Origin of the sequence: Sulfuricurvum sp., assembly GCF_049305995.1 — a bacterium.
Classification (GTDB): domain Bacteria; phylum Campylobacterota; class Campylobacteria; order Campylobacterales; family Sulfurimonadaceae; genus Sulfuricurvum.
In genome coordinates, this window is record NZ_JBAQPS010000216.1 from 1 (window position 1) to 11,560 (window position 11,560).

At 43.5% G+C, this 11,560-nt stretch carries 13 protein-coding genes; 2 read left to right on the top strand and 11 right to left on the bottom strand.

What is annotated here, in order from left to right; all coding sequences use genetic code 11:
- From WA010_RS07400 to WA010_RS07450, 11 genes are all read right to left on the bottom strand, one after another.
- On the bottom strand, positions 1-748 hold a 748-nt coding region (locus WA010_RS07400; RefSeq protein ID WP_422556492.1), incomplete at its 3' end, for a nicotinate-nucleotide--dimethylbenzimidazole phosphoribosyltransferase.
- Complete coding sequence (locus WA010_RS07405; protein ID WP_422556493.1) at positions 745-1,509, bottom strand: phosphotransferase; 765 nt, start codon at positions 1,507-1,509, stop codon at positions 745-747. The genes WA010_RS07405 and WA010_RS07400, both read right to left, overlap by 4 nt.
- A complete protein-coding gene (gene bluB / locus WA010_RS07410) occupies positions 1,500-2,126 on the bottom strand; it encodes a 5,6-dimethylbenzimidazole synthase (protein WP_422556494.1) in 627 nt (208 codons plus the stop codon). Before bluB ends, WA010_RS07405 begins: the two co-directional genes overlap by 10 nt.
- Positions 2,123-3,379: a cobyrinate a,c-diamide synthase gene (locus tag WA010_RS07415; protein ID WP_422556495.1), complete on the bottom strand. Its 1,257-nt coding sequence runs from the start codon at positions 3,377-3,379 to the stop codon at positions 2,123-2,125. Before WA010_RS07415 ends, bluB begins: the two co-directional genes overlap by 4 nt.
- On the bottom strand, positions 3,372-4,331 hold the full coding sequence (locus WA010_RS07420) for a FecCD family ABC transporter permease (RefSeq protein ID WP_422556496.1): 960 nt from the start codon (positions 4,329-4,331) through the stop codon (positions 3,372-3,374). The genes WA010_RS07415 and WA010_RS07420 overlap by 8 nt, the downstream gene beginning before the upstream one ends.
- On the bottom strand, positions 4,328-5,026 hold the full coding sequence (locus WA010_RS07425) for an ATP-binding cassette domain-containing protein (RefSeq protein ID WP_422556497.1): 699 nt from the start codon (positions 5,024-5,026) through the stop codon (positions 4,328-4,330). Before WA010_RS07425 ends, WA010_RS07420 begins: the two co-directional genes overlap by 4 nt.
- Entirely contained in the window at positions 5,010-5,834 is an 825-nt protein-coding gene (locus tag WA010_RS07430; RefSeq protein ID WP_422556498.1) for an ABC transporter substrate-binding protein, read from the bottom strand. The genes WA010_RS07425 and WA010_RS07430 overlap by 17 nt, the downstream gene beginning before the upstream one ends.
- Entirely contained in the window at positions 5,825-6,169 is a 345-nt protein-coding gene (locus WA010_RS07435) for a DUF4430 domain-containing protein (RefSeq protein ID WP_422556499.1), read from the bottom strand. Before WA010_RS07435 ends, WA010_RS07430 begins: the two co-directional genes overlap by 10 nt.
- Positions 6,169-7,962, bottom strand: a complete 1,794-nt coding sequence (locus tag WA010_RS07440) for a TonB-dependent receptor domain-containing protein (protein WP_422556500.1) — start codon at positions 7,960-7,962, stop codon at positions 6,169-6,171. The genes WA010_RS07435 and WA010_RS07440 overlap by 1 nt, the downstream gene beginning before the upstream one ends.
- Complete coding sequence (locus WA010_RS07445) at positions 7,920-8,168, bottom strand: hypothetical protein (protein ID WP_422556501.1); 249 nt, start codon at positions 8,166-8,168, stop codon at positions 7,920-7,922. Before WA010_RS07445 ends, WA010_RS07440 begins: the two co-directional genes overlap by 43 nt.
- 53 nt (positions 8,169-8,221) lie before the next feature.
- Positions 8,222-9,793 (bottom strand): methyl-accepting chemotaxis protein, encoded by a 1,572-nt coding sequence (locus WA010_RS07450; RefSeq protein ID WP_422556502.1) that lies wholly within the window; start codon positions 9,791-9,793, stop codon positions 8,222-8,224.
- A 67-nt stretch (positions 9,794-9,860) separates the two neighbouring features.
- Between WA010_RS07450 and WA010_RS07455 the strand changes: the two genes are divergently transcribed.
- Both WA010_RS07455 and WA010_RS07460 read left to right on the top strand, forming a co-directional pair.
- Positions 9,861-11,201: an NFACT family protein gene (locus tag WA010_RS07455; RefSeq protein WP_422556503.1), complete on the top strand. Its 1,341-nt coding sequence runs from the start codon at positions 9,861-9,863 to the stop codon at positions 11,199-11,201.
- Positions 11,202-11,215: 14 nt separating this feature from the next.
- Positions 11,216-11,521: a hypothetical protein gene (locus tag WA010_RS07460; protein ID WP_422556504.1), complete on the top strand. Its 306-nt coding sequence runs from the start codon at positions 11,216-11,218 to the stop codon at positions 11,519-11,521.
- Positions 11,522-11,560 lie beyond the last annotated feature (39 nt).

Genomic DNA, 11,560 nt, shown 5'->3' on the forward strand with positions numbered 1-11,560 from the left:
ACACACACGCCATCTGCGTCCCCCCCGCCAAAATGATCGGGATGTCGCGGTTTTGGAGACCGAGGATCAATCCCGCATTGAAGATCAGCATATTATCCCCCACTTTGGATAGGGTATCGAAGAGATCATCGTTCTCGCCGATGTGAGAGAGGGCTTGCTCGACAACACGCTGTTTGATCCCCTCAGGGGCGTTTTTAAAACTGCTGCTGAATTTATCCCGCGCATCGTATCCCAACGCCAACGCCGTGGTTAGTGCCGTCGTCGTCCCTGCGGGAACCGATTCGCCTAGGATGATGTATTCCCCCGCTATGGATAGCTCCTGCGCAAATTGTACCCCTTTCTCAAATACCTCTGCGGCGGGTATGGAAGCACCGTGCTCAATCGAACCACTAGGAGCAATCCCAAAATCGTGGAGGGTAAAATGCTCCACCGACGGGGCAATCTCCAGCCCGAGGTTCAGAAGTTCTATCTCTCGAAACGGATGGAGGAGATGGACGGCACGGGTGAGGAGGGCGGGGGTGGGAACCCCTTTGGGTGTTTCGGCGATGGAACCCAGACTTCGTACCTCTCCGATGCTTATAAACTCCGCATCGAGCGTCGGGGTGAGATGGAGCAACCCCGGAATCCCTGCCTGTGTGATCCCCTCGATATTTGCCGTAGCGGTGTTGCTCATACACAGAAGAAAGCTAGCCCGTTTCCCCCGTAGACTCTCGATAAAATCTCTTTTCCCGGTGATCGTTTGTATCATCGTAGCTTCTCCAATAGTTCTTGATAATTTCCGCCGTTAAGGTAGCGGTTGACGCTATAAAATAGCGTTGCATATTCACGATAAGGTTGAAACGCCTCTAACGTGAGCGTTGTACCGTAGCTCTCTAATAGAGCCACTGTTTTTTCGTCGCTGTCACACCATGAGAGACCCGCGACGGCAAGATCGAATAGAAAGTCGCCGTTACACGCTTGGGTAAAATCGATGACACACGAGAGTCTTTCCCTCTCAAAAAGGGCATTGTCCAAAAAGAGATCCCCGTGAATGATTCCGTCGTTGCGCAGAGTGAGATCGATTTTTTTCAACAGCGTATCGAAAATTTCGATATTAGCCTCTTCGATCATCTGCTCCAACCGTGATTTTTCAAAGAGCCTTTCATTACTACTCTCCAACGTTGCGGTGAAGGTATGAAACTCCCGCATAAACATCCCGATCTCTCGTATCTCACCAATCTCCGCACTCTTAAGACTTTTCCCTTGACATCGTTGATAGATAAGGGCCGGTTTGCCGCAGATCCTCAACGCTTCCCCCATCGGTTTGGCAATCGGGAGCGATTCGCAGTGCAAAAGAAGTTTTAACTCCTCTTTGACCGCCTCTTCGCTTGCCGTTTCGAAGATTTTTAGCACCCGATCATCGTTCAAGAAATAAACGCTGTCCATCACCCCGTCCTTGCTCGCTTCGAGAGAGGTGATCTCTAATGATTGCAGTAAATCTGCCAGCGTAATCACCGTTTTCACACCCATTCGACCACCTCGTTTAACGTTTTTTTCTCTTCCCACCCCAGTTTCAGCAGTTCGGGTTCGTCCAAAAATTCGCTCACATACCCCATCGTCAAATAACCGATCAGTTTGTACTCATCGCCGATTCCCAAAATCTTTTTCACCTTTTTGGGGCGTAGAATACTCACCCACCCCACCCCGATATTGTGGGCGCGTGCCATCAGCCAGAGGTTTTGGATGGCGCAGACGACGCTGTACTCCCCCATCTTTTTCTGGGTTGTTTGTCCCAAAACGGTTTTGGTCGGTTTTTGGTACAAAACGGCGATATTGAGGGGGGACTCTTTGATCCCCTCCAGTTTGAGCGAAGCATACAGTGGAGTCTCATCAAACAGTTTTGCAGCTTTGGCATTTTCGCTCACGAACTCGTTATAAATTGCTTCCCGTTTGGCGACATTTTGGACGATGATAAACTTCCACGGCTGTGAAAAACCGACCGAGGGGGCGGAGATCGCCGCTTCCAGAATTTTTCTCAATACCTCATCTTCGATGGGAGTACTCTGAAAATGCTTCCCCCTCACGTCACGGCGGGCGGAGAAGATCGTTTGCAGCAGCGTCTGCGCATGAAGATCAAATGCCCTCACATCAGCCTCTTTTTCACGAGACTCGGATGGCTTCGAAAGAGGGTATGCAGATAGGTGCCGAATACTTTGCCGTTCGCACTCTGCCAGCTTCCGACACTTCCGCCGGAGCCTTTGGTGAGGATATCAAACCCTCTCGTATCGTCAACGGGTTTTGTGTAGTGGAATGCGTGCCCTTTGACCCCCGCTTCGTTGGTATAGTATCCCAGTCGCTGAAACCGTTTTTCGAGGGTAAACGAGACCTCCAAAATCCCGCTCATTACTTTCTCATCGACACGCTTTCCGAGATAGAGAAGCCCCGCACACTCGGTATAGATTTTTTTCGTTCGGGCATGACGGATCAGGGAGGCTTTAAACTTTAGAGCTTTTTGGATGGAAGCGTACGCTTTGGGTGTTTCGACGTATCCGCCGCAGATATAAACGCTGTCGCAATTCTCCGGGATCGCTTCGTCGTGCGAGGGACGAATAACAACAACCTCAGAAAATATCTCCTCCAAAAATCGGAGGTTGTCATGGTACAAAAACGAAAAATTCTCATCGCTCACAACCGCGATCTTTTTATCGCTTTTTGGGAGGCGTCTAAACGGATACGACGAGTTCTCCTTGGCTTCACATCTCCCTAATACGATTAACGATTCAATATCGATATGTTCCAGCACCGCTTTCGAAATGGCTTCGAGCTTATCTATCTCATCTAGATCAAGCCCCAGATGGGTATCTCTCAGTGCAGTGAGATGATCGGGTATCCATCCCAAAACGGCAACATCGTCGAAATCGTTTTCAATACGCTCTTTGATCAGCTCATAGTGGCTTTGAGAACCGATACGGTTGAGGACAACCCCACGTATCGTATTGCCTCTTTTGTAGGTTTTCAACCCTTTCAACACGGCGGATACCGTGATGTAGCTTCCGCTCCCATCGAGGAGGAGAATCGTCGGGACGTTCAAAAGTTTGGAGATATCATAGGCACTGCTTTTTTTGTCCATCCCGTCATAAAACCCCATCACCCCCTCGATAATGGAAACTACTTTATCGCTGTAGCGGTTGTAGAGCCATTTCACCTGCGCGGGACTCATCATAAAGGGGTCGAGATTGATACTCTGGGTTCCGCAAATCTTCGTATGAAACTGCGGATCGATAAAATCGGGCCCTGCTTTGAAAGGGCGGACGGAGTTCCTAAAATAATAGAGGAGTGCCGAGGTGAGGATCGTTTTCCCCTGATTGGAAGAGATCGCGCTGATACAGAGATTAACCATGGCTTTTCTTTCGCTTCAAGATGATGTAGATGAAAAACGGCCCGCCAATAAACGAAGTGACTACCCCGATAGGTACCTCCGATACCGCTCCCAAATTCCGTCCGATCAGATCGCACAGCACCAGAAATACCCCGCCGTAGTAAAAGACGGGGACGATAAGCTTCTCACTGCTTTTTTTGTAGACGAGACGGATGACATGGGGGATCACCAGTCCGATAAATCCGATAGGCCCCACGACGCTGACGCTCACCCCGACGCTCAAAGAGACCGCAAGGAGGAGGATCAGGTTGATTTTTTTGATTTCGATCCCTTTTAAAAAGGCGTTCTCATACGAGGTGAGGATCAGTTTGAGCTCTTTTTTATATCTCAACACCACGGCGAGGAGGAGCAATGCGGCAACGATCACCGGAGTGAGATTGTAAAATCCGACGATGTTGAGGCTCCCCATCGTAAAGCGGAGGATTGAGTAACTTTGCTCCAAATCGCTGAGATAATAGACCACCATCAATGCGGCGGAGTAGAAAAACGATAACGCGATCCCGATGAGAAGGAGTGAATTGGTCTGCTCTGCACGCAGTGTTCGGGCAAAAAGAAACAGTAAAAGGATCGTCAAAAACGCCCCCGCAAAACTAAAAAGCGACGAAAGGGCAATCAGCGATGGAGGGAGAAAAATAATCCCGACCGCCGTCGCTAACGTCGCACCGCTGGAGACCCCGAGGGTAAATGGGGTTGTGAGGGAGTTGCGAAACACCACCTGAAACACCAATCCCCCTAGTGCCAAGATAGCTCCGCTGAAAAATGCCACCAGTACACGCGGCACTCTCAGATCCCAAAAGAGCAGATACTCCATTGCGGAAGCGTCCAGAATTTTTCCTGTTTCCAGAGGTGTCTCACCGACAAACGGAGCAACAGCCAAAACGATCAAAGAGATAATAAAGATCAAAAGTTTCATCGGTAGTTCACCATAAAATACTCATCCACTTTTTTAATCGAGTTTCCAAACAACTTCTCCAGATTGAGCGGATCGAAAAAGCTCTGACAGCTTCCGTCATAGAGGAGTCTTCCATGCTCCAAATAGAGCACCCGATACCCTAACTGATAGGCGAGATTCAAATCGTGCGTTATGACGATTTTCCATCCACTGAACTCTTTTAATGCCTCATACACTTTAATCTTTTTATCGCTGTCGAGATTGGCGGTCGGTTCGTCGAAGATGCTGAGAGCGGCATTGTGTAAAAGTCCCGAAGCAAACAGCACCAACTGAGCCTCTCCGCTGCTGATACATTTACAAGAGCTATTTTTGAGATGCTCGATTTCCAACTGTTTCAAAATAGTCTCCATCTCACATCGGGTACTGCCGTTGAGCAGACTCAGTTGCAAAAACTCCTCTACATCGATGTATTCATCAAATATTTCGAGTTTCGAGGGGATAAAGTTCACCGCTTCTGCACGACGCTTTGAGCTCAACCGTGAAATCCTCTCCCCATCCAACGTGACATGATCGTTCTCCTCCAGAGCGACCATGATTTTTGCCAATGTCGTTTTCCCCGCACCGTTGGAACCTAAAATAACGACGTTCTCGTTCTCCAGTTCAAACGAAATATTCCGCAGATACGAGGTCGTGGCGTTATTAACGTGCAGTTTCAACTAAAAATCCTCTAAAATCATCGATAAAATAGGTGATCCGATCGCTCGGAACCCCCGCATACGCCCCCTCTTCGACAAAAACCGATTTGGTCGCTGCCGCCTTGATCGGGAGTTTAAGCCACGGAGCGATGAGGGCTTCTTTCGTAAACTTTTTCTCCCTCATCAGTGGGGCGAGGATGATCACGATGTCGGGGTTTAGTTTGAGTATTTTCTCCAGATTGAGTACCGGCTGCCCTTTTTGAGAACGTTGCAGTGCGTTGGTATTGCCGCTCGCTTCGATGATATCGTCAAAATAGAGATTCTGCCCCGCGACGAAAATCTCTTTGGAAAAATCGCTATAGTACCCGATCGGAATGAGAATCTTTTTGTTCTTCACGATCCCCTTTAACCCTGTGAGCGAGTGATCTATCTTTTTCACGATCAGGGCACTTTTCTCTTTTTTACCCAATAGAGTCCCCAAACTATTGATCGCTTTTTTGATCGAATCGATGGTGTCGATTTTAACCACCATCGTTTGGATTCCGAGTTTTTGGAGCTTATCGGCAGTGGCCAGATTGTTCTCCTGCAGGATAACAATATCGGGTTTCAGCACCACGATCTTCTCCAAAGAGGGGGAGAAATACCCTCCGACTTTAGCAATAGCGTTCGACTCGATCGGGTAGCGGCAGTAATCGGTATTACCGACAATCTTATCCCCAAAACCGAGGGCAAAGAGTATCTCATTGATGGCGGGACTGAGGGCGACGATCCGCTCATACGCACTGAGCTGAGCGGCTAATAGCGTTACTAACAGGAGTTTTAATAACACGCTTCCACCTTGTAGACCCATGTCATCGTTTTAGCATCTTCGAGCACATAGTTTTGCGCCATTTTATGAACCGATTGTCCGTCGATCAGATAAAACCAGCCGAATTTCCCGACCACCGATTGAACTCCGTCCACCGATCTCACAAACGTGAATTTCCCTTTTTGAGCCGTTTCGACACGGCTCACCGATTTGAGGAGTTCCAGTGCCGTAATCCCCTTGGGATAATCGGTCGTAATCACTTTATCGGGCTTTTCATTCCCGTAGATGATCGTCACCTCGATAGGCTCACCCCATAACGCTACGGCAAAAAAGAGGATAGATAGTAAATATTTCATCAAAAGGATATCTCCATTCCTGCATAATAGGCTCTCGGTGAGGTTGCGTATCCATCTACCGTTTGATAGTATTTATCAAATAGGTTATCCACTTTCACATACGTTTTAACCGTTTTATTGATCGTATAGTTTGCCACTGCATTCCACAATGTATACTTGCCGGTTTGAGCACCCGTTTGATTAACACTATCGTATCGGGTTCCTACATAAGAACCATTGAGATTCAGATGTAAATTTTCAAATCCGTAATAATCAACTCCAAAGCCCAGCTGTTCTTTTGGACGGCGTTCCAAATCTTGATTAGTACTATTTTTTGCACTCAAATGGGTGTAATTGACATTTACATGCGTATTATCAAAGAGTGTTTTTTGGTACGAGACTTCATACCCTTTAAATGTTGATTCACCGTCTTCGTTAAAATAATAAAACGTTGGGGTAAAACTATAGTTTATCATATCGCTTATTCTATTTTGAAAATAGGTAAATTTTAGCTCCTTGTACTCCGCCGTTGCATCGAAGGATTGAGTGCTTTCAGGCTTTAGTGTCGGGGTATAGCTTAGATTACTCAGCGTTGGAGCATTGTACGCGGTTCCAAAATTAGAAGATAAACTAAAGTCATCACTAAAACGGTATTTAGTCCCTATTTTGCCCGTTAACTTCTCATCAAATTGTGTGTTATTGTCGTAACGGATAGATTCTGTAAATACCCAATTGCCGAATACATTGGTATTGGAAATAAAAACACCTTCCGTTTGATATTTTAATCCATTGTTGGTATGCTTAAAATTTTGTTTATCAAATCCAATAACCAAATCTCCATTATCCGTATAATTGAGATTGCTTTGAAGCCCAAATTCATTGACAAGACTTTTTGCGTTAAACGTATTTTGTGTTCGCTCAAATTTTGACTGCTGGGCGTATAGTTTGATTTTGTAGCTATTGGAGGTATGAACATAATTTACAGATTTAAAAGCGTGATTTAAAGACGATACGTTAGTTGTGTTATCGCTAGATGAATTATCATAATCATAATTTGCATCGATTTTTTTATACGAAAAATTTAATTCATCCTTCCCTGAGAGATAGAGTCCTGTTTGGATATTATACGTATTGTTAGTAGAACCGTCTCTCTCCAGTCCCAATTCATCTCCTCTTTTGCCGTAATTAGGAGAGGAGTTTTTTGCTTCAAATGCACTAAAACCATCGGTATCAAATCTATTCGCATTGAGCTTTATGTAGCCTTGATCTGTTTTATAAGAAAGGGTGGAAGAGTATTTTTGAGTATCAAAACTTCCATATTCCACACTTCCTCTAGCAAAAAGCCCTTTTTGAGGTGCCTTGGTGATAATATTAACAACACCTCCACTGGCATCTGCACCCCAGATACCCGATTGTGCCCCTTTGATCACTTCAATCCGTTCTATATCATCCACAGACAACTGCGCTAATGGAGCACCAAAGAGTCCTGCGGGTTCATTGTAGCGTATACCGTCGATGACAACGAGAACTCTTTTTGAATCCACTCCTCGGATAAAAATAGAATCTTGTTGTCCAACTCCACCGTTAGAAGTGATGCTTATTCCGGAAAGCGTATTAAGTGCCTCAGCAATAGTTGTATAGTGACGCTCTTCGATCTCTTCGGCGGTGATGATATCCACATTGGCGGTGATATTCTTGAGGGGTTGTTCGGTTTTGGAAGCGGAGACGACGATAGGTTCGAGTGTGAGCGTATTAGCCCCTAATGAGGTAACTAGTGCCGCGTATGCGACGAGCGATAAGGTCTGTTTAAACATAAGTGTCCTTGATTAATAATCGTAATAATGGATGAGAGTAGGACACTCTTAGGGGGAGAAACAGCTGAATAGATGTAGATAGGACAAACAGGGGCAACGAGCTCTATACGGGTGATATTTTGGAGGAGGCGTACTTGTGACGCATACGCTTGGATAGCGACAAGTGAAAAATAATTTTTACCAAACCCGCGTGGTGAACGCATCATTATCCTCCCCAAAATTTTTGGGAATTATAGCAAAAAAGGGGAGGAGAGTTTCTTTAGGATTTAAATTGACCTAATTGTGTATTAAGGTTGGTTGCTGCATTATAAAGCTCCGCCGCAATTTTAGAAATTTGTTTAATCTCTTCTTGATTACTCTGAGAAAGATTTGACATCTCTGAGACTTTACTAATAATCTCATTTATTTTTCGTGCCATATTTTCAGCTTCCATAACACTTTTTTGACTGGCATTGACATTGGAACGAAGAGCATTAGAAGCGGAATTTATTTTAGTATCGATCTCTTCACTGCGGTCTGCAAGTCGTTCGATATTGTCACTGTTTGTACTCATCATATCCGATGAATCGGAAATGGATTGAATAACAATTGAGATGGTAGAATTAATTTCAGTAAGGCTTTTTTGAGTTCGTTCTGCCAGTTTGCGGACTTCATCCGCAACTACGGCAAATCCTCGACCGTGTTCACCGGCACGCGCCGCTTCGATAGCGGCATTGAGTGCAAGCAGATTGGTTTGATCGGCAATATCAGAAATGATGCTTAAGACGCCACTAACACTTGCCGCATCACTTGAGAGTTGTGTAAAACGTTCGACCAGTTCATTACTCATCTGGGTTGTATTATGGATTTCACGGGTAATAACGTTAGCAATTTCTCGTACATGACCTAACTCTTTTTCAGTAGAAAGGCTATTTTGTAGAGTACTTTTTGCCATATTGACACTTTGTTCCAAGGTAGTTCCTATCTCGGCTGCAGTAGCATTGGTATTTTGAGCAATGGAGTTGGTTTTTTCGGATTGGACGGCCAAATTGGTCGCTGCACTGTTGAGTGTCGATGTGGAACCAACAGCAGACGAAGTAATTTGTTTTGTATCATTAATTGTATTTTGGATTTTTTCAATAAAGCGGTTTAGATAATTACTGGCAATACCAATTTCATCGCTTTTGTTGAGAATAGGAAGCCGCTTCGTTAGATCCCCATTACCATGTGCCAAATCACTAGAGACCTTATCCAGTTCTTCGATTGGACGAAGAATACTTGTTCCGGAAAAATAATTAATAGCAATTAAAATAGCGATTAAACCCGTCCCTAAAATAAAAAACCATTTTAAAAAGCTTGCCTTGAGCTCATCAAAATAATCGGCTTTATTAATCCCTGGAACAATCCACATATCCCATTTTGGAATATAGCGATAAGCAGAAATTTTTTCTTGACCTGTTGTTGCAGAGGTATATTCATAAATTCCGCCCTCTTTGTGAGAACGAATATTATCGATATAGTCGTGACCTGCTAAATTTTCACCCTCTTTTTTAGGATGGATGGTCATTGTACCTTCGGCGTTGACAAAATAAACATAACCACTTTTACCGATTCTAATTTTAAAAATATCTTGTTTGAAACTATCATCTTTATAAGCATCGGGATCAATATGTGAAATATGATCTACCGTATGTTCAAGAGCATCTGCTACGGTGTTCAAATCGCTTACCATAATAGTTTTAATCGAAGTCATGGCAATGAAGTATGCTACAATGACACTGATTAGAATAGCCCCTACTGCGGCGACAAGATTAATAATAAATTTGGCTTTAATGGTATTGAATAGGCTCATGGTAAATATCCGTTTATCGATAGAGTTTCACTATTGTAGATTTCTTTTTCTAAAGCGAAGGTAAAACATGAGATTTTCTTATTTAAAACAAATTGTTGACTATATGCAACAATTTGATCGTATTGTTGCAGTGTATCGTTATGATGATTCAACGGTACGGTTTATTTTTAATCATGAAAACAGTTGGAACTTTGAGATGCAGCGAGGAAATTCGACCATTAGCCTTGGGGAAACAGTTAATAGAGGAAAAGTATATCAAGCTCCTTTTGATATTTTACTGGCTAAACGGTTTAATCGTTCAACAATTCAGTCGGTAAAGTTGCACAATAATGATAAAATTATTCGTATTACAGTCAATACCAGTGGTTCATATAAATCAGAAACTACCATCATACAGCTTGAATTTACCGGAAAGCATACCAATGCTATTTTATTAGATAAAGATGACATCGTTCTCGAAGCATTACGACATATTGATGAAAATGTCTCTACACGCAGTGTTCGGGTCGGGCAAAAGTTGGGTGAACTTCCATCCGCTCCATATACTCCACAGTATTATCCGATTGAAAATATAAGAGAATTTCTTGTCAATGAGTTTTGTACACGAAACAAAGATAAACTTCAGCGACTCAAAAAAGAGAAAAAAGCTCTTTTAGAAAAAAGACTTTTTCAGCTTCATAAACATCTGAATGAATTAGAGGAAGAGTCTACATTGATGGAAGAGTCGCAATTGCTTCAGCATAACGGACATTTAGTATTGGCTAATCTGGAAGCGATCAAACCATATAAAAGATTTGCCGAATTGATCAATTTTGATGGAAGTCCAATTATATTGGAACTCCCCTTTGAGTGTTCAAGTGCATCCGGATTTGCAAATACGTTGTTTAAGCGTTCTAAAAAAGCGAAACAAAAAGCAATAGGATTGTATCAGGAACGGACAAATCTTGAAGGAAAAATTCGCCATCATGAACTTTTTCTTCAAACCCTTGAAGAAGCATCCAATCCAGAAGAGATCGCCCTTTTATTCCCAGAAAAAAGGAGTGGTTCAAAACTGAAAACTTCAGATTCAATTGCCGAATTTTGGATTGAAGGGGTTAAGGTATCTCTAGGAAAAAGTGAAAAAGGGAATATCGAATTACTTCGAAATGCAAAAGCTAAAGATATTTGGATGCATTTAAAAGATCGACCTTCAGCGCATGTAGTCATTAGTACCGATAAGCAACAACTTCCTGATAGGCTTCTCGAAGCAGCTGCTAAATTATGCGTTGATTTTTCAGTTTTTGAAAAAGGGCGTTATTTGGTCGATTATACTCCACGAAGAGAAGTTAAGATAGTTGAAGGGGCAAATGTCCTTTATATGAATTATAAAACCCTATATGTTGAGAAGATAGGTACCATCTCAACGTAAGTAAGGATAACATTATGGCTGTTGGCCCGATCGGAAATACAATATATGTTAATCAGCAAATGGCAAGCGTGGCAAGTGAAAAAAGTGCTCTTTTAAATCGGTTTGAGCTTCAAGCTTTAGCTGCAACAACAGCATCACAAGCAGCAAAACAGGAGATTGAAGAAGTACGTCCGACCGAAGAGAATCATGGTGTCGATCCTGATCGTGAGCATACTAAAGAGCAGGCAGAACAAGATGAAGAACGTTCAGATAAACGAGAAGAAGAGGATAAAGAAAAACCTTCCTTAAAAGCACGGCATATTTTAGATATTAAAGTGTGATTTTGCTATAATTGCAAAATATTAACACCACTGGTCAAG

Bases quoted from the DNA above. Each gene is read 5' to 3' on its own strand.
- WA010_RS07440 (WP_422556500.1), bottom strand. From the start codon at position 7,962: ATGTTTAAACAGACCTTATCGCTCGTCGCATACGCGGCACTAGTTACC.
- WA010_RS07460 (WP_422556504.1), top strand. From the start codon at position 11,216: ATGGCTGTTGGCCCGATCGGAAATACAATATATGTTAATCAGCAAATG.
- WA010_RS07415 (WP_422556495.1), bottom strand. From the start codon at position 3,379: ATGGTTAATCTCTGTATCAGCGCGATCTCTTCCAATCAGGGGAAAACG.
- WA010_RS07435 (WP_422556499.1), bottom strand. From the start codon at position 6,169: ATGAAATATTTACTATCTATCCTCTTTTTTGCCGTAGCGTTATGGGGT.
- WA010_RS07455 (WP_422556503.1), top strand. From the start codon at position 9,861: ATGAGATTTTCTTATTTAAAACAAATTGTTGACTATATGCAACAATTT.
- WA010_RS07445 (WP_422556501.1), bottom strand. From the start codon at position 8,168: ATGATGCGTTCACCACGCGGGTTTGGTAAAAATTATTTTTCACTTGTC.
- WA010_RS07405 (WP_422556493.1), bottom strand. From the start codon at position 1,509: ATGGGTGTGAAAACGGTGATTACGCTGGCAGATTTACTGCAATCATTA.
- WA010_RS07450 (WP_422556502.1), bottom strand. From the start codon at position 9,793: ATGAGCCTATTCAATACCATTAAAGCCAAATTTATTATTAATCTTGTC.
- WA010_RS07420 (WP_422556496.1), bottom strand. From the start codon at position 4,331: ATGAAACTTTTGATCTTTATTATCTCTTTGATCGTTTTGGCTGTTGCT.